Origin of the sequence: Paracoccus sigandri, from assembly GCF_003709565.1 — a bacterium.
Classification (GTDB): domain Bacteria; phylum Pseudomonadota; class Alphaproteobacteria; order Rhodobacterales; family Rhodobacteraceae; genus Paracoccus; species Paracoccus siganidrum.
This window is the reverse complement of the sequence record NZ_QNRC01000024.1, coordinates 36,652-61,384: the sequence shown is the minus strand read 5'-3', so window position 1 is coordinate 61,384 and position 24,733 is coordinate 36,652. Positions and strand designations below refer to the sequence as shown.

31 protein-coding genes and 1 pseudogene are annotated in these 24,733 nt (G+C 64.8%); 23 read left to right on the top strand and 9 right to left on the bottom strand.

Annotated elements, in window-relative coordinates; all coding sequences use genetic code 11:
• The coding region (locus C9E82_RS18030) for a protein NO VEIN domain-containing protein (RefSeq protein WP_122449343.1) at positions 1-479 on the top strand (479 nt) is incomplete at its 5' end.
• A 72-nt stretch (positions 480-551) separates the two neighbouring features.
• Here the strand turns inward: C9E82_RS18030 and C9E82_RS24160 are convergent.
• The 6 genes from C9E82_RS24160 to C9E82_RS18000 form a co-directional block, all read right to left on the bottom strand.
• On the bottom strand, positions 552-1,550 hold the full coding sequence (locus tag C9E82_RS24160) for an ATP-binding protein (RefSeq protein ID WP_183154108.1): 999 nt from the start codon (positions 1,548-1,550) through the stop codon (positions 552-554).
• 153 nt (positions 1,551-1,703) lie between these two features.
• Positions 1,704-2,093, bottom strand: coding sequence for a hypothetical protein (locus C9E82_RS18020; RefSeq protein ID WP_119896273.1), 390 nt, complete (start codon positions 2,091-2,093; stop codon positions 1,704-1,706).
• Positions 2,090-3,418, bottom strand: a complete 1,329-nt coding sequence (locus C9E82_RS18015; protein WP_119896272.1) for a recombinase family protein — start codon at positions 3,416-3,418, stop codon at positions 2,090-2,092. Before C9E82_RS18015 ends, C9E82_RS18020 begins: the two co-directional genes overlap by 4 nt.
• A 2-nt stretch (positions 3,419-3,420) precedes the next feature.
• Entirely contained in the window at positions 3,421-3,918 is a 498-nt protein-coding gene (locus C9E82_RS18010) for a DUF2924 domain-containing protein (RefSeq protein ID WP_119896271.1), read from the bottom strand.
• 397 nt (positions 3,919-4,315) lie between these two features.
• Positions 4,316-5,236 (bottom strand): ImmA/IrrE family metallo-endopeptidase, encoded by a 921-nt coding sequence (locus C9E82_RS18005; protein WP_119896270.1) that lies wholly within the window; start codon positions 5,234-5,236, stop codon positions 4,316-4,318.
• A complete protein-coding gene (locus C9E82_RS18000) occupies positions 5,233-5,553 on the bottom strand; it encodes a helix-turn-helix domain-containing protein (protein ID WP_093359951.1) in 321 nt (106 codons plus the stop codon). The genes C9E82_RS18005 and C9E82_RS18000 overlap by 4 nt, the downstream gene beginning before the upstream one ends.
• 161 nt (positions 5,554-5,714) lie before the next feature.
• On the opposite strand from C9E82_RS18000, the gene C9E82_RS17995 reads away from it, so the two are divergent.
• The 19 genes and pseudogenes from C9E82_RS17995 (at position 5,715) to C9E82_RS17910 (ending at position 20,870) form a co-directional block, all read left to right on the top strand.
• Complete coding sequence (locus C9E82_RS17995) at positions 5,715-6,941, top strand: hypothetical protein (protein ID WP_119896269.1); 1,227 nt, start codon at positions 5,715-5,717, stop codon at positions 6,939-6,941.
• Complete coding sequence (locus tag C9E82_RS17990) at positions 6,919-7,863, top strand: hypothetical protein (RefSeq protein WP_119896268.1); 945 nt, start codon at positions 6,919-6,921, stop codon at positions 7,861-7,863. The genes C9E82_RS17995 and C9E82_RS17990 overlap by 23 nt, the downstream gene beginning before the upstream one ends.
• A 159-nt stretch (positions 7,864-8,022) precedes the next feature.
• Positions 8,023-8,232, top strand: coding sequence for a helix-turn-helix transcriptional regulator (locus tag C9E82_RS17985; protein ID WP_043869387.1), 210 nt, complete (start codon positions 8,023-8,025; stop codon positions 8,230-8,232).
• An 11-nt stretch (positions 8,233-8,243) separates the two neighbouring features.
• Positions 8,244-8,729: a hypothetical protein gene (locus C9E82_RS17980; protein WP_119896267.1), complete on the top strand. Its 486-nt coding sequence runs from the start codon at positions 8,244-8,246 to the stop codon at positions 8,727-8,729.
• Positions 8,729-9,475, top strand: coding sequence for an ATP-binding protein (locus tag C9E82_RS17975; protein WP_119896266.1), 747 nt, complete (start codon positions 8,729-8,731; stop codon positions 9,473-9,475). Before C9E82_RS17980 ends, C9E82_RS17975 begins: the two co-directional genes overlap by 1 nt.
• A 19-nt stretch (positions 9,476-9,494) precedes the next feature.
• Positions 9,495-9,995 carry a DUF669 domain-containing protein gene (locus C9E82_RS17970; RefSeq protein WP_119896265.1) on the top strand — a complete coding sequence of 167 codons (501 nt, stop codon included), beginning with the start codon at positions 9,495-9,497 and terminating at the stop codon, positions 9,993-9,995.
• A gap of 64 nt (positions 9,996-10,059) precedes the next feature.
• Positions 10,060-10,422, top strand: coding sequence for a hypothetical protein (locus C9E82_RS17965; protein WP_147393016.1), 363 nt, complete (start codon positions 10,060-10,062; stop codon positions 10,420-10,422).
• Positions 10,422-11,366, top strand: coding sequence for a PD-(D/E)XK nuclease family protein (locus tag C9E82_RS17960; protein WP_119896263.1), 945 nt, complete (start codon positions 10,422-10,424; stop codon positions 11,364-11,366). The genes C9E82_RS17965 and C9E82_RS17960 overlap by 1 nt, the downstream gene beginning before the upstream one ends.
• Positions 11,360-13,096: a DEAD/DEAH box helicase gene (locus C9E82_RS17955; RefSeq protein ID WP_119896262.1), complete on the top strand. Its 1,737-nt coding sequence runs from the start codon at positions 11,360-11,362 to the stop codon at positions 13,094-13,096. The genes C9E82_RS17960 and C9E82_RS17955 overlap by 7 nt, the downstream gene beginning before the upstream one ends.
• Positions 13,093-13,317 carry a DUF6511 domain-containing protein gene (locus C9E82_RS17950; protein WP_119896261.1) on the top strand — a complete coding sequence of 75 codons (225 nt, stop codon included), beginning with the start codon at positions 13,093-13,095 and terminating at the stop codon, positions 13,315-13,317. Before C9E82_RS17955 ends, C9E82_RS17950 begins: the two co-directional genes overlap by 4 nt.
• Positions 13,317-15,590: a PriCT-2 domain-containing protein gene (locus C9E82_RS17945; protein WP_338068065.1), complete on the top strand. Its 2,274-nt coding sequence runs from the start codon at positions 13,317-13,319 to the stop codon at positions 15,588-15,590. Before C9E82_RS17950 ends, C9E82_RS17945 begins: the two co-directional genes overlap by 1 nt.
• A 390-nt stretch (positions 15,591-15,980) precedes the next feature.
• Positions 15,981-16,469, top strand: a complete 489-nt coding sequence (locus C9E82_RS17940) for a crossover junction endodeoxyribonuclease RuvC (protein ID WP_119896259.1) — start codon at positions 15,981-15,983, stop codon at positions 16,467-16,469.
• Complete coding sequence (locus tag C9E82_RS17935; protein ID WP_119896258.1) at positions 16,466-16,663, top strand: hypothetical protein; 198 nt, start codon at positions 16,466-16,468, stop codon at positions 16,661-16,663. Before C9E82_RS17940 ends, C9E82_RS17935 begins: the two co-directional genes overlap by 4 nt.
• Positions 16,656-17,042 carry a DUF6362 family protein gene (locus C9E82_RS17930; protein ID WP_119896257.1) on the top strand — a complete coding sequence of 129 codons (387 nt, stop codon included), beginning with the start codon at positions 16,656-16,658 and terminating at the stop codon, positions 17,040-17,042. Before C9E82_RS17935 ends, C9E82_RS17930 begins: the two co-directional genes overlap by 8 nt.
• A 370-nt stretch (positions 17,043-17,412) precedes the next feature.
• Positions 17,413-18,639, top strand: coding sequence for a DNA modification methylase (locus tag C9E82_RS17925; RefSeq protein WP_119896256.1), 1,227 nt, complete (start codon positions 17,413-17,415; stop codon positions 18,637-18,639).
• 3 nt (positions 18,640-18,642) lie between these two features.
• Positions 18,643-19,200: pseudogene (locus C9E82_RS25080) on the top strand (DNA cytosine methyltransferase); the annotation flags it as partial.
• Positions 19,201-19,354: 154 nt separating this feature from the next.
• Positions 19,355-19,837, top strand: a complete 483-nt coding sequence (locus C9E82_RS25075) for a hypothetical protein (RefSeq protein WP_240643384.1) — start codon at positions 19,355-19,357, stop codon at positions 19,835-19,837.
• Positions 19,834-20,061 carry a DUF7220 family protein gene (locus C9E82_RS17915; RefSeq protein WP_119896254.1) on the top strand — a complete coding sequence of 76 codons (228 nt, stop codon included), beginning with the start codon at positions 19,834-19,836 and terminating at the stop codon, positions 20,059-20,061. The genes C9E82_RS25075 and C9E82_RS17915 overlap by 4 nt, the downstream gene beginning before the upstream one ends.
• On the top strand, positions 20,058-20,870 hold the full coding sequence (locus tag C9E82_RS17910) for a DarT ssDNA thymidine ADP-ribosyltransferase family protein (RefSeq protein WP_119896253.1): 813 nt from the start codon (positions 20,058-20,060) through the stop codon (positions 20,868-20,870). The genes C9E82_RS17915 and C9E82_RS17910 overlap by 4 nt, the downstream gene beginning before the upstream one ends.
• A 46-nt stretch (positions 20,871-20,916) precedes the next feature.
• On the opposite strand, the gene C9E82_RS17905 is transcribed toward C9E82_RS17910, so the two are convergent.
• The 3 genes from C9E82_RS17905 to C9E82_RS17895 form a co-directional block, all read right to left on the bottom strand.
• On the bottom strand, positions 20,917-21,429 hold the full coding sequence (locus C9E82_RS17905; RefSeq protein ID WP_119896252.1) for a DUF3489 domain-containing protein: 513 nt from the start codon (positions 21,427-21,429) through the stop codon (positions 20,917-20,919).
• A gap of 94 nt (positions 21,430-21,523) precedes the next feature.
• A complete protein-coding gene (locus C9E82_RS17900) occupies positions 21,524-21,772 on the bottom strand; it encodes a hypothetical protein (RefSeq protein ID WP_420849782.1) in 249 nt (82 codons plus the stop codon).
• Between the two features lie 11 nt (positions 21,773-21,783).
• The gene (locus tag C9E82_RS17895) at positions 21,784-21,966 is read right to left on the bottom strand and encodes a hypothetical protein (protein WP_043869402.1); all 183 of its coding nucleotides are present in this window, start codon (positions 21,964-21,966) and stop codon (positions 21,784-21,786) included.
• 115 nt (positions 21,967-22,081) lie between these two features.
• Here C9E82_RS17895 and C9E82_RS25380 point away from each other — a divergent pair, with 115 nt between their 5' ends.
• The 3 genes from C9E82_RS25380 to C9E82_RS17880 are packed head-to-tail and all read left to right on the top strand — an operon-like array spanning position 22,082 to position 24,718.
• On the top strand, positions 22,082-22,678 hold the full coding sequence (locus C9E82_RS25380; protein WP_240643378.1) for a terminase small subunit, Nu1: 597 nt from the start codon (positions 22,082-22,084) through the stop codon (positions 22,676-22,678).
• Positions 22,593-24,506: a phage terminase large subunit family protein gene (locus tag C9E82_RS17885; RefSeq protein WP_240643377.1), complete on the top strand. Its 1,914-nt coding sequence runs from the start codon at positions 22,593-22,595 to the stop codon at positions 24,504-24,506. The genes C9E82_RS25380 and C9E82_RS17885 overlap by 86 nt, the downstream gene beginning before the upstream one ends.
• Entirely contained in the window at positions 24,497-24,718 is a 222-nt protein-coding gene (locus tag C9E82_RS17880; RefSeq protein WP_244936039.1) for a phage head-tail joining protein, read from the top strand. The genes C9E82_RS17885 and C9E82_RS17880 overlap by 10 nt, the downstream gene beginning before the upstream one ends.
• Positions 24,719-24,733: the final 15 nt, after the last annotated feature.

The following is a 24,733-nucleotide window of genomic DNA, read 5'->3' as shown; positions in this document are numbered from 1 at the left end:
GGCCGCCGCCCACGCTGTCGAACCAGCCGCCTCCTCAGGAGCTGGAGCAGATGCTGCACATCGCCCGCAAATTCGATGTCGCGGCAAGAGACGAGCGAAACCGCGCCCTCGGCCGTGCCGATGAGGAGCGCGTCTTGGCGCACGAACGTGCAGCCCTGAAATCAGCGGGCCGCGACGATCTTGCGCGCAAGGTCAGGTGGGTGTCGGAGGAGGATGGCGATGGTGCCGGCTACGATATCGCCAGCTTCGCGCCGGACGGCCGTCCGCGCCTGATCGAGGTGAAGACGACGAATGGCTGGGAGCGTACCCCTTTCCACATCAGCCGCAACGAACTGGCCGTGGCCGAGGAGCGGCGCTCGGAATGGTCCCTGTTCCGGCTCTGGAACTTCGCGCGCGAGCCGAAGGCGTTCGAATTGCATCCGCCGCTGGACGCGCATGTCTCGCTGACCGCGACGTCCTTTCAGGCGAGTTTTCATTGATTCCCGAAGCAGCTCCTTTGCGCCGCTTGATCGCCTTCACAAGATTACAACGCCTTACGGCTCTATAGATGCCTATTCTTGCCGGAAATCTCGGGTAAGCATCTGAGATGCAGTAGAAGCAACGTTGACGTTGGCGCCGGCGATCTGAGCGGCTGCAACTCGTCCTTGCGCCGCAAACTGTTGGAGACGTTCCCGCAATGCACTTAAATTGGCTGTGTCGATTACTAGCCTGATTGCAGTCCCTCGGAAATCCGAACCGAATGTATGCTTCCCCTCGTGGCTTAGCTCAATTCCGGTTCCGCCCGAACATAACAGGAAACTTCCACCGTTCCGGCAGATGCGGCTGGTCATATAGAGGCCGTAGCCAGAATTGTTCCATTGGTCGTTACCCCGCCCGGCGTGAGGATTCCCTGAGATTCCGGGCATCAAGGCCATCTGAAGGGCTTCCGGTTCCGTCAAGCCATCGAAGGCTGGGTTCCCGGTGAGAGCCCTATGGATGCCGATGCCGTCATCGACAATTCCAACTTCCACTTCATGGCGTTGGGGCCAATATTGAGCGCAAATGTAAATCTTTTCAGAACCGCTATGCTCGACGACATTTCGCATGATCTCGCGGATGGAATATGTAAGGGTATCCTGCAATTCTCCCTGCTGATGGCGCGTAAGTAGCCCAGCAAGCTCGGCGGCTTTCCCCTCAATTACGTCTCCTACTTCCTGAAAGGAGTCGAATGCCTCTTGGCGAATCTCTGCGACATCAAGCTCGCTGATCGGAACGTACGTAGAACTTCCAGGTGCCTCACCGGGAGCATTCCCATGTTGGAGACCAAAAGATCGGAAGAAGCCGAAATGCGCTGCGTATGAGTGATTTTCATGATCCCGTGCTCGTCGACGAGCTTCTGGTCGATTGCCTCGGAACTGGCGAAGCAGAGCAGAAAGGAGCAGCATCGAAAACGGAGGGAACCAACGCTCGCCGCCAAAGTGGAACTCGTATTCGGCTGCGTCTGGAAGATCTCGGAGCATGCAGGCGAACCCCGCGAGGCTAACCGGCGACAAATCGTAGGGGACGTCCACGCGCATTCGAAATCAGCTTTCCAATAGCCTAGAAAATATCAGAATTTGGGCATGCCCACGGTCAGGCGCTACCTTTCTCATGAAATACATGCTTGGACAGCCATGTTCCAGCGCCACTGAGTGCGGGACGGCGTCAAATTCCAGGTCACGTTTCTAAGCGCGCCCGAACACCCGACCGGCCTGCTCCTGCCATGTCTCCCCCGCCAGAAAGCACAAGTCATAGAGGCTGACCGCCGACGCCTCGCGGCCGCAGGTCAGGCGCTTCAACACTTCCGGCGCAAGATAGGCCAGGCGCAGCTGTCGGCTGACATGGCGTTCGGCCAGACCGACGGCCTCGGCCAGTTCCTGGATCGTGGCGAACTCACCTGCCTCCATCCGCCGCCGCCAGCCCCATGCTCGGCCGATGGCGCGCAGGATGTGGGGGTCCTGCGTCTGATCCTCGCTCGGGCTGTAATCGGCGGGCGGCATGATCTTGGGCCGACCGTTCTTCTTGCGCAGTTTCAGGGGGATCAGCACGCGGATCGTGTCATTGCCACGGGTCATTCGGCGGCCTCCATGTCGCGTGGGGCGATCATCTCGCGGATGACGCCCGCAACGCCTTCGCGCCGGATGTCGACCTCGAGCCCGGCGGTGGTGACGGTGACGCGCCGGACCAGCAGCTGGATGATCCGCGCCTGCTCGAGCGGAAACAGCTGTGTCCAGAGCGTGTTGAAATCATGCAGCGCCGCGATGGCCTCGGCCTCGGACACCTGATCGCGCTTCAGAGCCGCCAGCACCTGCGTGACCACCTCGGGCGTCTGCAGAATGCGCCGGACCTCGGTGACGATGGCGTCCTCGACCATGCCCGCTGGCAGGCGGGTCGGCGCGAGATCGCCGCAGTCATCCTCCGTGGTGCGGTTCTTGATCACGTCCATCGAGACGTAATAGCGGTAGAGCTTGCCGCGTTTCTTGGTCGCGGTCGGGGTCATCGCTGCGCCGGTATCGGTGAAGATCAGGCCCTTCAGCGGCGCGGGCGTCTGCATGCGGCTGTTGCTGGACCGGGCGTGGCGGTTGCCCTGCAGGATCGCGTCGACCTGATCCCAGACCTTGTCGGTGACGATGGCCTCGTGCTCGCCCGGATAGGCCTTGCCCTTGTGGACGGCCTCGCCACGATAGACGCGATTGCGGAGCACCCGATAGAGATAGCCCTTGTCGATCAGCGTGCCCTGCTTGCTGCGGAACCCCTCCCGCCGCAGCTCCTTCGCCAGCATCGTGGCCGAGCCGAGCTCGACGAACCGCTCGAAGATCCGGCGCACAGAGGCGGCCTCAGCCTCGTTGATGACCAGCTTGCGGTCCTGCACATCGTAGCCGAGCGGCACATAGCCCCCCATCCAGATCCCGCGCCTGCGCGAGGCAGCCACCTTGTCGCGGATTCGTTCACCGATGACCTCGCGTTCGAACTGGGCGAAGCTGAGAAGGATGTTCAGCGTCAGCCGCCCCATCGAGGTGGTCGTGTTGAAGGACTGCGTGACCGAGACGAAGGTGACGTCGTTGCGGTCGAACACCTCGACCAGCTTCGAGAAATCCATCAGGGCGCGGCTGAGCCGGTCGATCTTGTAGACCACGACCACGTCGATCAGCCCGTCGTCGATGTCGGCCAGCAGCTGTTTCAGCCCCGGCCGGTCCAGATTGCCGCCCGAAAAGCCGCCGTCGTCATAGCGGTCGCGGGTGGCGACCCAGCCTTCGGATTTCTGGCTGGCGATATAGGCCTCGCAGGCCTCCCGCTGGGCGTCGAGGCTGTTGAATTCCATGTCGAGCCCTTCTTCGCTCGACTTGCGGGTGTAGATGGCGCAGCGCAGGCGGCGGCCGGGGCGAGTGTTCATGTCCATGGTCAAACCTCCCGCGGTCGGACCTGCAGCCCGAAGAATCGGTAGCCGTTCCAGCGCACACCGGTGATTTCCCGCGCGATGCCGGAAAGCGATTTGTACTTGCGGCCCTGCCACTCAAAACCGTCCTTCAGCACGGTGATGGTGTGCTCGACCCCGTTCCATTCCCGGATCAGCCGCGTGCCTGCCACCGGATTGCGGGGATCCGCGATCTGGTCCTTGCGGCGGGAGACGCCCTCGACCTCGTCCGCAAGGAGGTCCAGCATGCGGCGAGTCTCGTGGTCAGGCCCGCCATAGGTCAGTTCCTGCAGGCGATAGGCGATGCGGGCCTCAAGAAAGGCGAGGCTGTTGTTCGGCGCAGCGCTCCCGAGGAGCCGTTCCCATTCGGCCTTCAGCTCTTTCACCGACATGGCCTTGAGCGCGGCGATGCGCGACAGGACGCTTTGGTCCAGGCGCGCGTCCTGCCCGGGTTTGGGGGGCGTTATCTTACTGTGATGCTTCATCAATTCCTCCGATGCGGATGCGTTTCCTGCGACGACCACCGCTCTTTCGGGGCGGGTAGTCCACGGAACTGTCTCCGTCGGCGGGCGATAAAGAACTGGACTTCCCGGCAGTCAGGCGAACGACGCCTGCGGCGAGGATGCGACCCAACTCGGCAAGCCGGGCATCAGGGGACATCCGTTCAGGGCATAGAGGATTGGGCCCGGAAACAGGGTCTTCGGAGGGAATGGACATGGCGGGTTTTCGCGACTGTTGTGATAGGCGAAATGTGTCGCGAAATCAGAAAAATATCAAGTAAATCAGCTTATTACGGACTCATACGGTCGCTGCGCACCGTGGCGAAAATCTGCGTAACTGAAATGCCCCGCGCCGACCTTTCTGTCGGACTGCTGCGCCGAATCAACCCGTCCGGCCGTCCATGAACTTGTCGAAGCTGTCGAGGACCGGCTCTTCCTCCAGTTCGGCCATTTCCCATCGCGATGGGGCGCGGTCGGGGTAGAGCAGAAGCGAGATCGTCATCTGGTCATTGCTGGGCGAGAACACGGTCATTTCGTGCACCGGCTCGGAGCCGAGCCAGATACCGGCCGGATGGTGGCAGCCGTAGCGCCCTTCATCCCCTTCTACCTCTTGCGCCGCAAGCGAGGCGGGCGGCAATTCGATCACCTCTTGCCGCGCCCGGTAGAAAACCCGGGACTTCAACAGCGGTTCGCTGGACCAGGCCCAATCGATGAAGCCTTCCTTGCCAACGACGATCATCGCGCGCTTGTCGGTGATGGTCATCCATTTAAGGATCGCGGCCGTCAGCGACACGCCATAGCGATCCGAGAGCTCGGTCATCACGTCGATGTCGATGATCCGGCCTTTGATCTGCTCGCGGAAATCGTCCAAGGGCATCAGCAGGTAGGAGGCGAAGGTGTTCGCCTCCGCCTCGATCCTGTTCCGGGCCTCATCCCAGTCGGCCATGTTGCGGCTGGTGCATTCCAGCCCGCCCGGGTTGGCCTGCCGGTGCAGGAGGTAGTGCCCCAGCTCATGCGCCAGCGTGAAGTTGCGCCGCCCCGGCGACCGGATGGTCTCGTTGTAGACAATGCCCCACTCGCCGGAGCCGCTGGGATGCGGCATCAGCATGCCTTCGACGCCCTTGGAGAGTTTCAGCCCTTGCACCATCGTGATTGGCGCGTCCGGATAGACCTGACGCGAGAAATCCTGCGCGAGCGCGGCCACATTGATGGGGAACCGCGGCAGCCCGTGCACTGCTTGATGCACGGACAGGATCTGCGTCAGGCGGATAGCCCACCCCTTCGGCGTCGTCGGCAGGCTCAATCCTTCTTCCCCCACATGTCGATCATCTGGTTGATTTTCTGCTGGTCTTCGGGGTCGAGCTTGCTGAATTTGCGGAAGAAGGCTTCCTTCAAAACCTCGTCGCTGGGCTCCTCGCTGTCATCGAGCAGGTAGTCGGTCGTGACCTCCAGAGCCTGGGCGATGCGGGTCAGCTTCTCGCCCGACGGTTTTCGCGTATCGCGGTTCTCGAGTTCCCAGAGGTAGCTCTTGCTGGAGTCGGTCAGCTCGGCGAGCTTGTCGAGGGAGTATCCCTTTTCCTGACGGTGGCGCTTGATCTTCGCGCCGAGGGACGTGGTCATCGTATCATCCTTGGTTTCCTTGGTTGCAGGACGTTTGTTCGCTATGCCGAACAAAATTGTGCCGCGCAAGTAGACGTGGCGATTTGTTCGGTATATATCGAACAACATCGTATCGCATTTTTGTGATTCTGTCCTCCTCCCCGGCCAAAGAAAGGGCTCTCATGACCGCCATCGCCGCGTTCCTCCGCAAGACCCCCGTGATCCGCCTGCAGGATTACTTCACTGCTGGCGGGTTCACCTCGCTTGCGCCCATCGACTGGCCGAAGCCCGAGCCCGAGGTGGTAGAGTCGCTGATCAAGGCCGTCGACGCCATGTCCGATGACGAAAAGCAGCGCGTCGTCCTCGATGCGGCCCGCGTGGCGGCGCTGTCCGATGAGCCCGGCCAGAACGCGTTGCAGAACGTCGTCGTGAACCGCGCTGTCTTCGATACGCTCGAGGGGGCCAACAACCGCTCGCTCTGGGTTTTCCTCAACGAGAACGACCGGTTCCGCCTGGCCGAAGAGGTGCGCTACAATGACGAGCGCCGCCGCGGGCGGTCGTGGAGCGGGTTCGGCGTCGATCCCGATCTCGCGGTGAAGAAGGACCCGGTTTCGCTCGCCGCGTTTACGGCCGCGATCCGCGAACGGTTCGAAACGCCCAACGTCCATGTCGACATCTTCGACCGCCACCGGGTGATCCTCGAGGGCGAGGAATGCGAACTGGTCCAAGTCGCGGTCTACCGGGAGGGGCGTCCCGAGGACATGCTGGGATTCGACGCCAACAGCACCCTGTCGCGTCGGATCGTGAAGCCGGTCTTCGAGGCGGCGCTGACCTACGAGGCCGCGACCGGCGTGATCGAGGTCGTGGCAAAGACGCGCGAGGACCGGATCGATCTGACCCGGTACATGGCGCGCGACCTGCTGGGCATCACCCTCGATGAAGAGCAGTCGCTGCCGCTGCGCGAGTACGATCTCGGCATGCTGCTGCGGCCGTTCGACTTCCCGACTGACCCGGCCGACGGGATTGCCGGCGTGACCGTCAAGGAATTGCGCCTGATGGATCTGGGCGATGCGAAGGAGCGCATCACGCTCGAATCCATGTCGGGTGCGGACCGGACGATCTGGCAGATGGCGGAACACCGGATCGGCCTCGACATCGGTGGCGGCGCACGTGTCTTGGGCGGCACCGGCGACGTGGCGGAATGGGTTGTCACCCGTGCGCGCTTCACCATCAAGTTCCACCCGGGCCCCAATGGCGGGCGCGGCAAGTCGCTGTCGCTGACCGTGACCATGCCGCATGGCTGCAATCTGAAGGACATGACCCCGCAAGAGCGCCTGATCGGCGAAAAGTATCTGCGGCTCTGGGGCATCCTGAAGGACGATAAAGATGATGGCGACGTCCTTGAGTAAGCGTGCGATCGACCTTCTGCTGCGGGCCATGGAAGCCCGCAGCATGTCTCTCCAGACATCGGCGCTGCACCAGGTTTCGCGCAGCGCGACCGACGCTTTGATCGCGGCTAAGCTGCTCGTGCCGAGTGGGCACGTCCCCGTCGTCGCCGCAATGGGCGACTATGAGGATGAACCGGTCGAGGCCACCTGGTCTGCCGAGCTGAAATCATTCGGCTATCATGACAGCACCGGCCGTTGGGTCAAGGTCGCCCATGAGGACATCGCGGCGTGCAGGGTCGACTACGGACTGGCCCTTGCCAAATTGCTGGTAGCGTTCGAGCGTGCCGGGCCCTCACGCCCGACGTCCTTGGTCACGGATCTGATCTGGGAGGTTGGAACCATCAAGCTCGCCGGAGCGAAGGCCCCGGTGCCCGTCTGGTTTGCCCGGCGGCTTGGCGATCCGGGGGTCTGGACGCAGCTCGAGGCGCTGATCGGGCGCAAGCCGCCGCAGGAAATCCGCATCATTCTGACCTCCACATCCGGCGAGCGCATTCCCGAGACGGCCCAGAAACGCAGCCACATCATCAACGTGGCGGATGTTGCTGGTGATCCGGCCAAGCTCGCGATCTCGCCCCAAGTCCTCGGGGCTCGGGTGTTCCCCGGACAAGTGCAGCGTCGTTTCCCGATCGATCATTCGGATGACTACGGCATCGTCTGGCTGCGCGGCGAAACCCTTACCTTCGGCAGTGACAAGCAGCGGCAACTCCTGGGGCTGCTGTTCAACGCCTATTGGTCGGGTTCGCCTGAATGCCGGACGGCGGTGGTGCTTTTCGAAGCGGGCTACGGAGACAGCACGAATTCATTCTCCAAGGTGTTCAGCGGTCGCGACGACTGGCGCTCGTTCATCAAATACGCCGACGGAAACTGTTGGATCGAGCCCTGATCCGATCAGCCATCGCCATTCCGAAGGCCGTCCATCAGGGCGGCCTTTTGCTTTTGTGACTGTCCTACCGGCTTCCCTACCGGTGCCCTCCCTCAGCCCTACCACCCCCTCCGCCATGTTGAACCCGCAAGTGTTCGCAGAAATCCCAAGGAGGTTCACATGGCGACCAGGCACCTTTCCCAGATCGAGCTGGCGGCTCGCTGGAACATCTCGCACCGCACGCTGGAGCGCTGGCGGTGGACGGGCGAAGGCCCGAAATTCATCAAGCTCGGCGGCCGGGTGATCTACCGGCTCGAGGATGTCGAGGCCTTCGAGGCCGAACAGATCCGCGGCGTGGATCACGAACCCCATCGTCCGATGTCGGCGTGAGGGGGCGAAACATGACGATCTCCAACCACATCACCCTGGCCGATATCCACCGCATGCCGGTGGGCCAGATCGCGGCGCTGCCCGCCGATCAGCTCGCGCTGCTGAAAGGCGCGGCGGACGAGCAGCTGACTCAGGCGAAGTCGGTCGCGGACTGGCTCGACGGCGCCATCGCGCTCAAATACGCGGACCGCGCCCAGGACACCCGCCAGGAGGCGGGCAAGGACACCGGCACGATCCGGTTCGAGGATGACGGCGTCACCGTGATCGCCGAACTGCCCAAGCGCATCGATTGGGATCAGGCGTTGCTGGCGCAGATCGCCGAGAACATCGCCTCGGCGGGCGAGGACCCGGCGGAATTCATCGAAACCAAGCTGTCGGTCTCCGAGCGCAAATACAGCGCTTTGCCGGAAAGCTGGCGCAAGGGCTTCGAGCCCGCGCGCACGGTCCGCACCGGCAAGCCCAAGTTCCGCCTCGTGCTGAACGAGGAGGTGCGCTGATGGCCATTTCGCTCGTGTCCCTGCGCACGACCTCGGTGCTGACCCCGCCGCGCATCCTGATCCACGGCGTGGCCGGGGTGGGAAAATCCACCTTCGCGGCCGATGCCGACCGGCCCGTCTTCCTCATGACCGAGGATGGCCTGGGCAAGCTGCAGGTCCCGCATTTCCCGCTCGCGACCAGCTACGCGGAGGTGGCCGAGGCGCTTGATGCGCTTTTGAACGAGGACCACGATTTCGGCACGGTCGTCGTCGACAGCGTCGACTGGCTGGAGCCGCTGATCTGGGCCGAGGCCTGCAAGCGCAACGGCTGGGCCTCGATCGAGGCGCCGGGGTTTGGCAAGGGCTATGCCGAGGCGCTGACCATCTGGCGCGAATATCTCGACCGGCTCAACGCGCTGCGCGACCGCAAGGGCATGGTGGTCATCCAGATCGCCCATACCGACATCAAGCGTTTCGACAGCCCCGAACACGAGCCCTACGACCGCTATGTGATCAAGCTGCAGACCCGCGCCTCGGCGCTGCTGCAGGAGCATTCGGACGTGGTGCTCTTCGCCAACTATCAGATCTCGGTCGCGAAATCAGATGTCGGCTTCAACAAGAAGGTGACCCGGGCGCTCGGGTCCGGTGCGCGCGTCATGCACACCGAAGAGCGTCCCGCCTTCCTCGCCAAGAACCGTTACGGCCTGCCGGACACCCTGCCGCTGATGTGGTCGGAGTTCCTCGCGGCCATGCCCCAATCCCAATGAACTGAACAAGGACAAGACCATGGCACGTTTCGACACGTCCTTCGACGCCACCAGCGTCGAGCCCACCACCGCCTACGAGCTGCTGCCCGCAGGCAAATACCGCGCCCAGATCGTCGAGAGCGAGATGCGCGTCACGAAGAACGGCATGGGCCAGTTCCTCTGGCTGATGCTCGACATCCTTGAGGGCGAGCACAAGGGCCGGAAGATCTTCGACCAGCTGAACCTGGTGAACCCGAACCCGACCACGGTGGAGATCGCGCAGCGCACGCTCTCGGCGATCTGCCACGCCACGGGCCGGATGCATGTCAGCGACAGCGAGGAGCTGCACCTGATCCCGATGACGATCCAGGTGAAGATCCGGCCGCCGAAGAACGGCTACGGCGAGAGCAACGCGATTGCCTATCTGCCGCCCGAGCGGGGTTCGGCCCCGGCCGCCCGTCCATTGAGGCCCGCGCCCGATCCGGCCAGCTCTTCGGTGCCGCCGAAAATGGCCTCCGCGCCCTGGAACAAGAAGGGCTGAGCCTTCGCGCTGCCCTGCGCCCTGACTGACGGGGCAGCGCGCAACTCCATCTGAGGATACTCCCATGACTGACATGACCAACGCGGCCCCTGCGGCTGCGACCAGCCCCGGCTTGCCTGATGATCAGCGCCGATTGATCGAGCTCGACGATGCCATCGCCAAGATCCGCACGCAGATCGCGACGGCCGATCTGGCCCGCCAGCGCGGCCAGAAGCCGATCGATCCGGACTGGTTCCACCGGGCCCGCACGGCGCTCCGCCACCTGCGCCGCGAACGCGCGGAACTGCTCGCCCAAGGCACCGGCCGCCGTCGCCGCGAAAAGCTCAAGGACGCGCTGATCGGCATCCTGCGCGAACGCCATGACCCCGAGACCTGGGATGGCATTCTGGCCGAGGCCCAGGCCCGCAGCGAACGGGAGGGGCTGTGATGGCAGAGCTTCCCGAAGCTCCCACGCCGACGCTGACGGCGATCTATGCCGATTACGAGGCCCGCCAGGGCGATGGTTTCCGCGACCACCTCGGCGCGTCGATCATCGGCAAATCCTGTGCCCGGGCGCTCTGGTATGATTTCCGCTGGATCACGCCCGCGCGCCATTCCGGCCGCCTTCTGCGCCTCTTCGAGACGGGTCAACTGGAAGAGGACCGGCTCGTGCGCAATCTGCGCGCCACTGGCGCAACGGTGCTTGAGGTCGATCCCGAGACCGGACGTCAGTTCCGGGTCGAAGCCCATGGTGGCCATTTCGGCGGCTCGCTTGACGGCGTGGCCCTCGGGCTCCTGGAGGCGCCCAAGACCTGGCATGTGCTGGAATTCAAGACCCACTCGGTCAAGAGCTTCAACGAGTTGGTCGCCAAGGGCGTCGTTCTGGCCAAGCCTCAGCACGCCGCGCAGATGCAGATCTACATGCACCTGACGGGCATTACGCGCGCCCTTTACGTCGCGGTCTGCAAGGACACCGACGCGCTGCATGTCGAGCGCATCGAGGCCGACCGCGCGATGGCGGAGCGTCTTCTGGAAAAGGCCGGGCGCATCATCTTCGCCCAGCATCCGCCCGCGCGGATCAGCGAGGACCCGGCCTGGTTCGAATGTCGGTTCTGTGATCACCATGCAGCCTGCCATGACGGCGGTGGCGCGGCGGTGACCTGCCGGTCCTGCCTGCATACGACACCCGTCGAGGGTGGTTGGCACTGTGCGCGGCATGATCGGATGCTTGCGCCTTCTGAGCAACGCACGGCCTGCGGCCGCCATCTCTTCATCCCCGATCTCATCCCGGGCGAGGTCATCGATGCGGGCGACGATGTCGTCACCTACCGCATGGCCGATGGCACGACCTGGACCAACGACGCCCGTTCCCCGGAGGCCGCGCCATGCTGACCCTGCGCCCCTATCAACAGGCCGCGATTACCGCGATCTACGGCTATTTCCAGACCCACACCGGCAATCCGCTGGTGGTCATTCCGACCGCGGGCGGCAAGTCGCTCGTCATGGCATCCTTCATCGAAGGCGTGCTGAAGGCCTGGCCTGATCAGCGCGTCCTGATCGTGACCCATGTCCGCGAGCTGATCGCGCAGAACCATACCGAGATGATCGGCCTCTGGCCCGATGCGCCCGCGGGCATCTATTCGGCGGGCCTCGGCAAGCGCGAGGCGCAGGCGCGGATCCTCTTCGCCGGTATCCAGTCAATCCACCGCCGCGCGGCCGAAATCGGCCACACCGATCTGGTGCTGATCGACGAGGCGCATCTGATCCCCGGCAAGTCGAGCACGATGTATCGGCGCTTCCTCGACGCGCTGAAAGCGATCAACCCGGCGCTCAAGGTGATCGGGCTGACCGCCACGCCGTTCCGGCTCGATTGCGGGATGCTGCACGAGGGGCAAAATGCGCTCTTCACCGACATCGCCTATGAGGCGCCGGTCCGTGCGCTGATCGACGCGGGGTATCTGAGCCCCCTGGTCTCGAAACAGCCCGCAACCCGGCTCGATGTCTCCAAGGTTGGCACCCGCGCGGGCGATTTCATTGCGCGCGATCTGGCGGCGGCGGTCGACCAGGACGCCATCACCCGCGCGGCCGTCACCGAGATCATCGAGCATGGCCGCGACCGGAAGTCCTGGCTGGCCTTCTGTTCGGGCGTCGAGCACGCGCGCCATGTGGCCGAGGAATTCGGCCGCAAGGGCATCAGTTGCCGCACGATCTTCGGCGACACGCCGAAGGATGAACGCGATGCGATCCTTGCCGCCTTCAAGCGCGGCGAAATCCGGGCGCTCGCCTCGATGGGCGTGCTGACCACCGGCTTCAACGCGCCGGGGGTCGACCTGATCGCGCTCCTGCGTCCCACGCAATCGGCCGGGCTCTATGTGCAGATGGTCGGGCGCGGCACCCGCCTTGCGCCGGGCAAGGAAAACTGCCTGGTGCTGGACTTCGCCGGCAATGTCCGCCGCCACGGGCCGATCGACTTGGTGCGCCCCAAACGCCCTGGTGATGGCGGTGGGGGCGAGGCGCCGACCAAGGTCTGCCCGGACTGTGACAGCATCATCGCGCTCTCGGCGACGGAATGCCCGGATTGCGGCTATGTCTTCCCGGCGCGCGAGGTGAAGATCGCCCCCACGGCCGCCACGCTGCCGGTGCTTTCGCCAAAGCAACGATGGCTTCCGGTCACGGGCGTTTCCTACAGCCGCCACGACAAGGCGGGCGGGCGTCCGTCGCTCAAGGTGACCTATAGCTGCGGCCTCACCACCTACAGCGAATGGGTCTGCCTCGAGCATCAGGGCTATGCCCGCCAGAAGGCGGCCGAGTGGTGGCGCAAGCGCGCGCCCGGCTGCCCCGTGCCGCTGAGCGTGGCCGAGGCCCTCGCGCAGACGAGCCGCCTTGCGCGCCCCAGCGACATCTCGGTCCGTCCTTCGGGCCGCTATCTTGAGATCTCCGGTTACAGGTTCGCCCCATGCGCCCATCCGACCCCGGCCTCTGCGCCGTCTGCCACCGGGAACCTCGCGGCTTTGGTTGGTTCGAGCCGGGGTTCCGCCGCACCGACCCGCGGCGTGACGCCAGCCGCAAGCGGCTCTGCAGTCGCGCCTGTCAGGACCTCTGCCATGGGAGGAAGGGTATGATCGATCCGACCCCGAATGAGACCGAGGCCATGGCCAAGGGCGGCCAGATGGGCGGCGAATATCTGGAAGCCATCGGCAAGTCCGACCTCGCAACCCTGTCCGAGGAGGAATGGGCCCGGTTTCTCGATGCCGTCGTCACCGGCTATTGCGACCACCTGCGCGCGCTGGCGGCGAAGGATCGCAACCGGCTCGACGCGATGGCGCCGGAGGTGCCGTTCTGATGGCCGACACGTCCTGGATGGCGCGCTTCGGCGCGCGGCTCGTCACCAATGGCTATGCCATCCTGCCGATCAGCCCGGGCACCAAGAAGCCCGGCCGGTTCCAGCGCGGCGGCTGGGCCGATTACCCGGAATGGAACCGCCATGCCGAACGCCCGACCACCGAGGTCGAAGTCGCGACCTGGGCTGCCTGGCCCGATTGCGGCATCGGCATCGTCGGTGGAGCGGTAGCGGCGGTCGATATCGACATCGCGACGGGCGCCGAACTGGCGTTGCAGATCGAGGCGCTGGCCCGGGCGCGCCTCGGCGATACGCCCGCGCTGCGCATCGGCCGCGCCCCGAAGCGCATGCTGGTCTATCGCACGGCAGCGCCGTTTCGGGGCATCAAACGCCATCCGCTCGAGGTGCTTTGCCTCGGGCAGCAATTTCTGGCCTATGCCGACCACCCCGACACCGGTGCACCCTATGTCTGGCCCGACGAGGGGCTGGCCGATCTCGATATCAGCGACCTTCCGGAAATCACCGAGGAAGCGGCGATGGCCTTTCTGGAGGAAGCCTATGCGATCCTGCCCGAGGCCCTGCGTCAGCGTGGGCTGCGCTCGGCAGCACCGGCCACACTCCTGCGCAACCACGGGCAGATCGGCACATTGCCCGCCATCCGGTCGGCACTCGACTGGCTGCCGAATGACGAGCTCGATTACGACAGCTGGATGCGCATCGGCATGGCGCTGAAAGGCGCGCTTGGCGATGAGGGCGGCGAGGTCTTTGCCACATGGTCGGCCCAGGCGGCCAAGGATGTACCCGCGACCACGGCCCGCGCCTGGGCGAGCTTCAAGCCCGACCGGATCGGCGCTGGCACGATCTATCACCTCGCCATGGAGCGCGGCTGGCAGCCCAACGCCGCCTTGCGCCTCGATGGCAGTCTCGATCCGGACGGCCCGCATCCGGCCGCCGATCTGCTGGCCCGGCTGGACGGGAGCGCGCCGACCGTCGCCGACCCGGAAAAGCCCGCCTTCAGCCTGACCATTCCCGACGGTCTTGTCGGCGAGCTGACCGGCTACATGCTGGCCACCGCGCGCCGCCCACAGCCGCTTCTGTCGCTCGGGGCCAGCCTCTGCGCCATCGGCGCGCTGATGGGGCGGCGGTATCGCACGACGAGCAATCTGCGCTCGAATCTCTATGTCGTGGGGATTGCTGACAGCGGCTCGGGCAAGAACCACGCCCGCGAGATCATCAACGAGGTCTTCTTCGAGGCGGGTCTCGCCCACCATCTCGGCGGCAACAAGATCGCCTCTGGCGCCGGGCTCCTGACGGCGCTCCACCGTCAGCCCGCGATCCTGTTCCAGATCGACGAATTCGGGATGTTCCTGTCGGCCGCCGCCGACCGCAAACGCAGCCCGCGCCATATCACCGAGATCCTCGACAACATGACCGAACTCTTCACGGCCGCGGGCGGGATCTTCCTCGGGGCGGAATATGCGAACCGCGACGGCACCAATGAGCGGCGCGACATCAACCAGCCCTGCCTTTGCGTCTATGGCACCACGACGCCGCTGCATTTCTGGGGCGCGCTGCAGGGGGCAAACGTGGTCGATGGCTCGCTCGCGCGCTTTCTGATCCTGCCGAGCGATGAAGACTATCCGGACGAGAACCTCGCCGTCGGCATCCGGCAAGCCCCGCCCGCGCTGATCCAGGCGCTCCAGCTGGTCGCCAAAGGCGGCGGGGCCGTGAAGGGCAACCTGACCGGCAAGACCGCCGATCATAACACCGCCGTGAACCCGATGACCGTGCCGATGTCGGATACGGCAAGGGCACGGTTTGCCGAGCTCAGCGACGCCCTGACCGAGGAGCTGCGGGCAGCGGCTGGGACGGCCTTCACCGCCATTCTCGCCCGCATCGGAGAGAACGCGTTGAAGCTGGCGCTGATCGTCGCTGTCGGGCGCGATCCTGTGCGCCCCGAGATCGACATCACCGCGGCGGACTGGGCCATCGGCTTCGTGCGCCATTACGCGCGGCGCACCATGGAAGCGGTCGAGCGCCATGTGGCGGATACCGAGACCGAGGCGCATCTGAAGCGGCTCAAGGAGATCGTCCGCGCGGCCGGGCCCAAGGGGATCACCAAATCCGAGATCACCCGCGCCTCCCAATGGCTGAAATCGCGCGACCGCGACGAAATCCTGCTGACGCTGATCGAGAGCGGCGACATCACGACGGGCATGCGCGGCTCCTCGACCAAGCAGGCCATGGTCTACAGGATGGCCCGGTGGGGCGGGTGACCGGAGATCCTTCAAGCCGCCTGAAGCGGCCCTTGAAGCCGAACTACCGCCAAGCAGCAGAAACGAAAGGGAAAAACCGAATCCTTCAAATCCTTCAATCTTTCAAGAGGACCCCTTTTCCCTATACGTGTACGCGCGCGGTTTAACATTGGGAGAGAGGTACCCATTGAAATATTGAATAATTGAAAGATTATTTATTACACATACAGGACAACCACTTACGGGCGGAAATCCTTCAAGACGCCCCTCTGAAGGTTCTGAAGGATTTGCCGGGCGGCACACACGCCCAGCCCATGAACTGACCAGACCACCCTTCGGGGCCTGGCGAGACCGCAGCCTTCACCGGCCAGCCCGCTCGCCTCGCTCACAAACGCGAAGAGGAGGTCTCTTATGACCCAATCCAAAGAACACCCGCGCTGCATCCTGGCGCTCGATCTCGGCACCACCACCGGCTGGGCGCTGCGCAGCCACGAGGGGCTCATCACCAGCGGCACCGCCAGTTTCCGACCCGGGCGCTATGACGGCGGTGGCATGCGCTATCTGCGCTTCACCAACTGGCTGACCGAGCTGGATCGCCTGTCGGGGCCTATCGCCGCGATCTGGTTCGAGGAGGTCCGTCGCCACGCCGGAACCGACGCGGCCCATGTCTATGGCGGGCTGATGGCCTCGCTCACCAGCTGGGGCGAGCTGCGGGGCATCCCCTACGAGGGCGTGCCGGTGGGCACGATCAAGCGCCACGCCACCGGCAAGGGCAACGCGCCCAAGCAGGCCATGATCGATGCTGCCCGCGCGAAGGGCTTCAGCCCAGAAGACGACAACGAGGCCGATGCCATCGCCATCCTGCTCTGGGCCATCGACGCCCGTGGAGGTGCGGCATGAGGTTCCATCCCAAGGGCTATGGCGGCCAGCGCCGGTCGCCTGATGAGGTGAAGCGCGACGGCTGGCGCGAACAGGGCCTGCTCGCCGTCAGCGTGGATGACCAGCGCCTGACCTGGCCCGAGCGCGAACTCGTCGAGCAGCTGGGCACGCGTCTCTATGGTCCGCGCCCGGCCGAGGATCTGCGCCATGGCTGAGCACATCTGGACCGCCGAAGACGTCGCCGATCATTTCGAGGAGGCATTCCGCACCCTGCGTAAGCTGCCGCCCGTGAAGGTGCAGGGCTATTTCAACGCCTGGCCGCAGGTCATCCGCACCGAGCGCGAGATCCTCGCCATGGAGCCCGAACCGATGCGGGTCTGGCCCTCGGCCGCCGCGATCTCACGGCTCGAGCAGACCTTCGACTGGGTGCTCTGGCTCGGCGAGAGTGAACGCCGCCTGATCTGGTGGCGTGCTGCCCGACGGCCGTGGAAGCAGATCACCCATGATCTGGGCGTCGACCGCAGCACCGCCTGGCGTCAGCACAAGCTCGCGCTCACCAAGATCGCCGCGCGTCTGAATGCTGCGGCTGCATGAAGTGTTGCAACATTTTGGTCTTCGACAGCTGCAACAGATCCGTGCTATCTGAAGGATATGATGGGGAGAGTGCGTCGGAAGATGGCTCTCCCCGTTTCCGTTCGCGCGGACCGGCGACGGCAGGGCCGCAGCGGAGCGCATTTCCCTGAAATCGGCGGGTCCTTCCCGGCGTCCATCCTATACGGGCGGGCGAAGCGCGAGGGTTTCCCAGTGACACCCCGAAAAACACCCGTTTCGTTTCGCTTGGGCCCACGCGGCAGCAAGCGAAGGGCCTGACGGCCCGAGACCCCATGCCTGAACCGAAACCGCCCCGCGGGGTCATTTCGGTTCACGCCCCCATTTCGCCGCCCGGCACCCTAAGGACATTCCCATGGACGTCGTCGACCTGCCGCTCGAGCGGATCATTCCCTATGCGCGCAATCCCCGGCGCAACGAGCAGGCCATCGCCACGGTCGCGGCCTCGATCCAGGAGTTCGGCTGGCGACAGCCCATCGTCGTGGACGAGGCGATGGTCGTGCTGGCCGGGCACACCCGGCTGGAGGCGGCGCGCAAGCTCGGCTTCAAGACCGCGCCGGTGCATGTCGCCAAGGGGCTGACCGCGTCCCAGGCGCGCGCCTTCCGGATCATGGACAACCGTTCCGGCGAGAATGCCGAATGGGACAAGGACCTCTTGAACCTCGAACTGGCAGACCTGCTGGAGGCGGATTTCGATCTCGGCCTGACCGGCTTCACCGAGGACGAGGTGAACGCGCTGATGTCGAGCCTCGATGCGGGCACCGGTCCGCAGGAGGGCGAAGACGAGATCCCGGAAACGCCGGAAGATCCCGTCAGCCGCCCCGGCGATCTGTGGCTGCTCGGGCACCACCGGCTTCTCTGTGGCGACAGCACGGTCGCCACCGATGTCGAGCGGCTGCTCGGCCCGGTGAAGCCGCTGCTGATGGTCACCGATCCGCCCTACGGCGTGGAATACGACCCGGGCTGGCGCAACCAGGCGGGGGCGGCCAAGACCAAGCGCACTGGCAAGGTGCTGAACGACGACCGCGCCGACTGGCGCGAGGCCTGGGCGCTGTTCCCGGGCGATGTCGCCTATGTCTGGCACGGCGCGCTGCACGCGGCGACCGTGGCGGAAAGCCTCGAGGTCGCGGGATTCACCATCCGGTCCCAGATCATCTGGGCCAAGGAGCGGCTGGTCCTGAGCCGGGGCGATTATCACTGGCAACACGAGCCCGCCTGGTATGCCGTGCGCAAGTCCGGCAAGGGCCATTGGGCGGGCGACCGCAAGCAGACGACGCTCTGGCACATCTCGGGCAAGGACCAAGACGAAAAGACCGTCCACGGCACACAGAAGCCGGTGGAGTGCATGCGCCGGCCGATCCTCAACAATTCGAGCCCGGGTCAGGCGATCTACGAGCCCTTCATGGGATCGGGCACCACGCTGATCGCGGCAGAGACCACGGGCCGCGTCTGCCACGGCATCGAGCTGAACCCGGCCTATGTCGATGTGGCAGTCCAGCGCTGGCAGAAATTCACCGGGAAGCAGGCCGTCCTCGACGAGGATGGAACGCCCTACGACGACCTCAAGACCAAAGACCGCTGAGGGATGGATGACCTGGCTTTACCTTCCGCAGGCCTGCCTGACGGAACAGGCGACGCATGCCTCTTCGGCCTGTCGCTCTGCTCCGGCGCCGGTGGCATCGACCTCGGACTCACCATCGCCTTGCCCGGATATCGAACTGTGGGCCATGTCGAACGGGAAACCTTCGCCGCAGCCACTCTCGTGGCGCGGATGGAAGACGCGTCCCTGGATCAGGCTGTTGTCTGGGACGACGTTGGAACCTTCGACGGCCGCCCGTGGCGCGGCGCGGTGGACATCGTCACTGCGGGCTATCCGTGCCAGCCGTTTTCCGTTGCGGGTAAGCGCCGGGGTGCCGACGACCCGCGCCACCTCTGGCCGCATGTCGCCCGCATCATCGGCGAAATCGAGCCGCCCTTCGTCTTCCTCGAGAATGTCGCCCCTCATCTCCGCCTCGGCTTCCCCGAAGTCGCTGCAGGACTGGTCAGCATGGGCTACCGCCTTGCGGCAGGCCTCTTCACGGCGGCGGAAGTTGGCGCGCCCCACAAACGCGAGCGCCTGTTCATCCTCGCCATCCGCGAGGGAGACGAGCTGGCCGACCCCGCGCGCATGCTCTGGCATCCGTTCGAGTGGCGGGAACCGGACGGAATTGCTGCGGCTCTGGCCGACGCCGAGGGCCAGCGCCAACGAGAACCGGCAGACGAAGCCGACGCCGTCGCAGGCAGCGGGTCAGCACGGCATGAACCTGGCGACGAGGGCCGCGCTCTGGCCGACGCCGCAGATCGACAGCTTCCGCAGCCGGGGTGGCGAGCGGCGCGACGAGAAAGGTCTGGACCGGATGGCGCGGGATTGGCCGACGCCGATGGCAACGGACGGCAACAAGCCGAGCGCGGGCAACCGCAAGACGGCCGATCTGACCCATGCCAGTCAGATGTGGATGACGCCAACGGCACGGGATCACAAGGATGGTGCGACGACGCTGGCGAATACGCCCGTGAACGGCCTGCTTGGCCGCCAGGTCCTGGTGACGCCGACGGCTGGGCCGAATGCCTCCGATGTGCGCCGGACCTTGAACCCGCTGTTCGTCGAGGCGCTGATGGGCTGGCCCACCGGGTGGACCGGCTTCGCCTCTGTGGCAACGGCGTGGTCCCCTTGGTTGCGGCGCATGCGCTGCGAACTCTGGCGGCAGAACTGCTGGCCGATGAATAAGGTGGAGGCATGAAACAGTCGCGCCTCATGTCGCTGGTGGAGTCCGTCGCCAACGTGATCGTGGGCTACGGCGTTGCGGTCGTGACGCAGATTCTGATCTTCCCGATCTTCGGCCTGCACACGACGCTGGCGCAGAACCTGAAGATGGGCGCGGTCTTCACCATCGTGTCGATAGCTCGTTCCTTCGCCTTGCGGCGCCTGTTCGAGGCAATCCGGATGCGGACCATACCTGAATGAACCGAGATGAAGTAGCGGCAGTTGCATCAACTTCGGAGTATATGAACCGCCAGAAAGCAAAGCGGCTTCCCGCCCGGCACCGCATTTCGTATGCAACTACTGCAGGGGCGGTAGGGCGAGCAATGGCACGAAAAAAGACCTATGGTGAAAAGATTGCGGATCACATTGCCGCAGTAGTGCAGGCCCGAAATATCGAGCATGTCTTGCACTTCACGCTGCTAGAAAATCTGCCGGGCATTTTGAGGAATGGGCTCCTCAGCCGAGCAATCCTTCAAGACGCGGATTACGACGTATTTGCCAGTGACGTAGATAGATTGGATGGTGAGGATGGCGCAATATCCGTGTCCATCTCCTGCTTCTATCCAAAGATGTTCGACGCGAAACGATATCGATCTGGCAACGCGCCGTGGGTTATCCTTGCGTTCGACCCCAGCTTATTGTGGACTCACCACTGTCTGTTCTACCGGAATGGCGCATCAACGAATGCAACCAAATACGAGCACGGCAAGAGGTACGGTGGGTTTGCGCTGGAACGCCTTTTTGACGATTGCTCAATGATGATGGATCCGCGCGGGACAGGGTTTCGAGAGGCGCATGGCTTGCCAACGGGTTGGCCAACTTTTCCAGACGCCGAAGTGCAGGTCATGAACCCTGTCCACCCGGATTATCTCTTGGGTGCATGGGTCGAGACGCCTGAAATCGGCGACCACGTCCGGAAGGCTTTCGACGCATCCGGGCGTGATCAATGTGATGTAGTTGTCCAGCCCTTCGTTCCAAGGATCTGCTCAAAGCCCTATTGGTGGGGCTGAACCGCACGTAGTCGCGGTTCAGCAGTAAGAATCCGTTTCTTGGTTTCTAGGCCGACGGCAGGCTGTACACTCTCCCACGCCCCTCGATCTTCTCTGAGGACACCTCGAGCCCGAGCCTCTTCTTCAGCGCCCCGGCCATCGCGCCGCGCACCGTGTGCGACTGCCAGCCCGTCGCGGCCATGATCTCCTCGATGGTCGCGCCGTCCGGCGTGCGTAGCATGGCGATCAGGGTCGCTTGCTTGGTGCCCTCGCGCGGCGTGCGCATCTTGGGTGCGGGTTCGGGGGCGGCGGAGGTGTCCGGTTCGATGCCAATGGCGGCAAGACCTGCGTCGGTGGCAACCAGCGTGACGCCATGGCCCTCGCCGGTCTCGCGCCACATGGGTTCGCCCTTGCGCATGTCCGCCTCGGCCTCTTCGAGCAAGCCCTTCGCGAGCATTGCGCCGATTACCTTGGCGGCGGCGCCGCCCCGCAGGCTTTCGGGCAGCGGCAGGGCGATGTGCTCGGGCCGCTGGGCGGCGGCACTGAGGATGATGGCTTGGGTGTCGGAAAGCTGGGCCATGGGGTCGTCTCCGTAATCGGGTCGCGGCCGTCGCGATCCCTTCTACGACCCCAAGCCGCGCCCGCGCGCGGCAATGGTCCGGAGATGCCGGAGGTCAGTCTGCGAATTCGCCTTCGCCGAATGCGCTGTCGGTGATGCGTTTCAGCAGGCAGGAATAGTGTTCGAGGGTGCCGACGTGGCCCCAGTTGATTTCGTCGGGATGGGCGTTGAAATGGTCATCGCTCATCCCCTGCAGGCGGGCGAGCATCGCGTCGATCTCGGCCTTCTTTTCGATGAAGGCCGCCAGTGCGGTTTCTTGGTTTCTGCGGGCCTTTTCGGCGCGGAGTTGGTGGCGGTCGGTCATCATCTTTTCCCTCAGTTCTTCTGCTCGATCATCGCGAGGATCGCGCAAGCCATGCCGCCCAGAAACTCGCCGCGCCGGAAGACGATCTCGTCGATCTCGGTCGCGCGGGTGATGGCGGGATCGACCTGAAGGTCGGCGGCCATGTGCGGAAGCAGGCGGGCGGCTTCGAGGTTGTAGCGTTCGGCGAGGGTCATGGCAGGCTCCGTGGGGTGCATCGTTCTTGTAGGATCAGCTTCGCTCTGCCGGGGCACATCATCCAGTATAATCGCAGCAATTACATGGCTTTAATCGGAGCGCGCGGATCATCTCATGTCGTCAGCCACGCAACCCATCGGCGTGATCGCGCGGCTTCTCGATCTCTCGGAGCGCCGGGTCCAGCAGCTGAGCCGCGAGGGCGTGATCCCGAAGGCTGAGCGCGGCCAGTACGACCTGATCGGCTCGGTGCGCGGCTATGTCCGCTACCTGCGCGATCAGGCCACCAAGGCACAGGCCGGTGCGCCGGATTACGCGGCGGAGCGGGCGCGCTTCATTCGGGCGCGGGCTGATCTCGCCGAGATGGAGGCCGTGGAAAAGCGCGGTGCGCTGATCGCGGCCGAAGAGATCGAGGCCGCTTGGATCGCCGTTCTGGCGCTTCTGCGCACCCGCTTGCTCGCGCTGCCGGACCGGCTGGCGCCGCAGGTTTTTGAACAATCAACCGTCGGAGACACCCGGAACCTGATCCGAATGACCATCCGCGAGGTGCTCGATGATCTCGCGCAGCCAGATGTCCAACTCGAAGCCAGCGCTGACATTGACGGGCTCGCCGATCCTGAAGCGGACGGTGGAGACGGCGCTGAAGGTGCTGCGCCCGTCGCCGGAACTGACGATCAGCGATTGGGCGGACCAGAACCGACGACTGAGCTCTGAGGCCAGCGCCGAACCCGGGCAATGGCGCACGAGCCGGGCGGAATACCAGCGCGGGATCATGGAGGCGATCTCGGACGCCTCGACTGAAACGGTGGTCATCATGTCCTCCGCTCAGGTCGGCAAGACCGAGGTGTTGAACAACGCCTGCGGCTATCACATCGATCAGGATCCCGCGCCGATCATGGTGGTGATGCCGACCGAACGCGACGCGGAAACCTGGTCAAAGGATCGCTTCTCGCCGATGGCCCGCGACACGCCCTGTCTGCAGGGCAAGATCGCCGATCCGCGCTCGCGCGACGGCAACAACAAGATCCTGCACAAGCGGTTTCCGGGCGGGCATCTGACCATCGTCGGCGCGAACGCACCCTCGGGTCTGGCCAGCCGCCCGATCCGCCTGCTGCTGTGCGACGAGGTCGACCGCTACCCGTTCAGCGCGGGCGCCGAGGGTGATCCGGTCAACCTCGCCAGGAAACGCACGGTGACCTTCTGGAACCGAAAGATCGTGCTGGTCTCGACGCCCACGAACAAGGGCACCAGCCGGATCGAGGCGGCCTTCGAGGAAAGCGACCAGCGTCGATTCTGGGTGCCATGCCCGGACTGCGGGGCGGAACAGGTGCTGACCTGGACACAGGTGCGCTGGAGCAAGGGGCCCGAGGGCGACCACCGGCCCGAAACCGCGCGCTACCACTGCGCGGAATGCGATGCGGCGTGGCGGGACGAGACCCGCTGGGCGGCCGTCTCAAAAGGACATTGGGTGGCGGAGCAGCCCTTCGCGGGCGTGGCGGGCTTCCACCTGAACGAGATCTACTCGCCATGGGTCAGACTGGAGGCGATGGTGCGGGCCTTTCTCTCGGCTCGCTCCGGCGGGGACGAGACGATGAAGACCTTCGTCAACACGTCGCTGGGCGAGACATGGGTCGAGACCGGCGAAGCCCCCGATTGGCAGCGTCTCTACGACCGGCGCGAGGCCTGGAAACCGGGCACGGTGCCTGCGGGCGGGCTGTTCCTGACAGCTGGGGCCGACGTGCAGAAGGACCGGATCGAGGTCGATGTCTGGGCTTGGGGGCGCGGGCTGGAAAGCTGGCTCGTCGATCACGTCGTGATCGAGGGCGGGCCGGATCGGCATGACGCGTGGTCGGAGCTGACCGCGCTGCTCGACCGCTGCTGGCCGCACGAACGCGGGGCACATCTGCGCATCGCGCGGCTGGCTATCGACACGGGTTACGAGGCTCCGGCGGTCTATTCCTGGTCGCGGGCGCAAGGCTTCGCGCAGGTGTCGCCGGTGAAGGGCGTCGAGGGGTTCAACCGCTCGAGCCCGGTATCGGGGCCGACGTTTGTCGATGCGACCGAGGGCGGCAAACGCCTGCGTCGCGGGGCGCGGCTCTGGACCGTGGCGGTATCGACCTTCAAGGCCGAGACCTACCGCTTTCTTCGGTTGGAACGGCCGACTGAGGAAGAACGTGCCCAAGGCGCGACATTCCCGCCTGGCACGATCCACCTGCCGACATGGGTGGAAAGCGAGTGGCTGAAGCAGGTCGTGGCCGAGCAGCTGGTGACGGTCCGCACGAAGCGCGGCTTCGCCAAGCTCGAATGGCAGAAACTCCGTGAACGCAACGAGGCGCTGGATTGCAGGGTCTATGCCCGCGCCGCCGCCTGGATCGCGGGCGCGGACCGCTGGTCTGAGGAGAAATGGCGCGACCTCGAGGATCAGCTCGGGGCTGCGCCTTACGGTGACACCGATCCCGCCGGACAGATCAACCGGCCGGGACAGGCCCCGCAGGGCAAGCGCCGATCCGACTGGCTCGGACGGCGCGGAGGATGGTTCTGAAGATGACCGACTGGACGGAATCCGAGCTCTCGGCGCTGCGCCGGGCCTATGCCAGCGGCACGACCCGGGTCAGCTATGACGGAAAGTCCGTCGATTACGGCTCGGCCGAGGATCTACTGGCTCGCATCCGGACCATCGAGCGCGCCATCGCCGGAACGTCCCGGCCATTGCCGGTGGCCGGGCTTGCGGGCTTCTCGCGCGGAGACAGATGATGAAAGGCATGACCT

Coding starts and splice junctions, on each gene's coding strand:
- C9E82_RS17905 (WP_119896252.1), bottom strand. CDS start 21,429: ATGGCCCAGCTTTCCGACACCCAAGCCATCATCCTCAGTGCCGCCGCC.
- C9E82_RS17880 (WP_244936039.1), top strand. CDS start 24,497: ATGGTTCTGAAGATGACCGACTGGACGGAATCCGAGCTCTCGGCGCTG.
- C9E82_RS17945 (WP_338068065.1), top strand. CDS start 13,317: ATGGCCGACACGTCCTGGATGGCGCGCTTCGGCGCGCGGCTCGTCACC.
- C9E82_RS17910 (WP_119896253.1), top strand. CDS start 20,058: ATGAACCGAGATGAAGTAGCGGCAGTTGCATCAACTTCGGAGTATATG.
- C9E82_RS17940 (WP_119896259.1), top strand. CDS start 15,981: ATGACCCAATCCAAAGAACACCCGCGCTGCATCCTGGCGCTCGATCTC.
- C9E82_RS17895 (WP_043869402.1), bottom strand. CDS start 21,966: ATGACCCTCGCCGAACGCTACAACCTCGAAGCCGCCCGCCTGCTTCCG.
- C9E82_RS17970 (WP_119896265.1), top strand. CDS start 9,495: ATGGCACGTTTCGACACGTCCTTCGACGCCACCAGCGTCGAGCCCACC.
- C9E82_RS17935 (WP_119896258.1), top strand. CDS start 16,466: ATGAGGTTCCATCCCAAGGGCTATGGCGGCCAGCGCCGGTCGCCTGAT.
- C9E82_RS17915 (WP_119896254.1), top strand. CDS start 19,834: ATGAAACAGTCGCGCCTCATGTCGCTGGTGGAGTCCGTCGCCAACGTG.
- C9E82_RS17930 (WP_119896257.1), top strand. CDS start 16,656: ATGGCTGAGCACATCTGGACCGCCGAAGACGTCGCCGATCATTTCGAG.
- C9E82_RS25380 (WP_240643378.1), top strand. CDS start 22,082: ATGTCGTCAGCCACGCAACCCATCGGCGTGATCGCGCGGCTTCTCGAT.
- C9E82_RS17990 (WP_119896268.1), top strand. CDS start 6,919: ATGATGGCGACGTCCTTGAGTAAGCGTGCGATCGACCTTCTGCTGCGG.
- C9E82_RS18015 (WP_119896272.1), bottom strand. CDS start 3,418: ATGGACATGAACACTCGCCCCGGCCGCCGCCTGCGCTGCGCCATCTAC.
- C9E82_RS18010 (WP_119896271.1), bottom strand. CDS start 3,918: ATGAAGCATCACAGTAAGATAACGCCCCCCAAACCCGGGCAGGACGCG.
- C9E82_RS17975 (WP_119896266.1), top strand. CDS start 8,729: ATGGCCATTTCGCTCGTGTCCCTGCGCACGACCTCGGTGCTGACCCCG.
- C9E82_RS17965 (WP_147393016.1), top strand. CDS start 10,060: ATGACTGACATGACCAACGCGGCCCCTGCGGCTGCGACCAGCCCCGGC.
- C9E82_RS17960 (WP_119896263.1), top strand. CDS start 10,422: ATGGCAGAGCTTCCCGAAGCTCCCACGCCGACGCTGACGGCGATCTAT.
- C9E82_RS17995 (WP_119896269.1), top strand. CDS start 5,715: ATGACCGCCATCGCCGCGTTCCTCCGCAAGACCCCCGTGATCCGCCTG.
- C9E82_RS25075 (WP_240643384.1), top strand. CDS start 19,355: ATGAACCTGGCGACGAGGGCCGCGCTCTGGCCGACGCCGCAGATCGAC.
- C9E82_RS17955 (WP_119896262.1), top strand. CDS start 11,360: ATGCTGACCCTGCGCCCCTATCAACAGGCCGCGATTACCGCGATCTAC.
- C9E82_RS18000 (WP_093359951.1), bottom strand. CDS start 5,553: ATGACCACGTCCCTCGGCGCGAAGATCAAGCGCCACCGTCAGGAAAAG.
- C9E82_RS17985 (WP_043869387.1), top strand. CDS start 8,023: ATGGCGACCAGGCACCTTTCCCAGATCGAGCTGGCGGCTCGCTGGAAC.
- C9E82_RS17980 (WP_119896267.1), top strand. CDS start 8,244: ATGACGATCTCCAACCACATCACCCTGGCCGATATCCACCGCATGCCG.
- C9E82_RS17950 (WP_119896261.1), top strand. CDS start 13,093: ATGATCGATCCGACCCCGAATGAGACCGAGGCCATGGCCAAGGGCGGC.
- C9E82_RS17900 (WP_420849782.1), bottom strand. CDS start 21,772: ATGACCGACCGCCACCAACTCCGCGCCGAAAAGGCCCGCAGAAACCAA.
- C9E82_RS17925 (WP_119896256.1), top strand. CDS start 17,413: ATGGACGTCGTCGACCTGCCGCTCGAGCGGATCATTCCCTATGCGCGC.
- C9E82_RS18020 (WP_119896273.1), bottom strand. CDS start 2,093: ATGACCCGTGGCAATGACACGATCCGCGTGCTGATCCCCCTGAAACTG.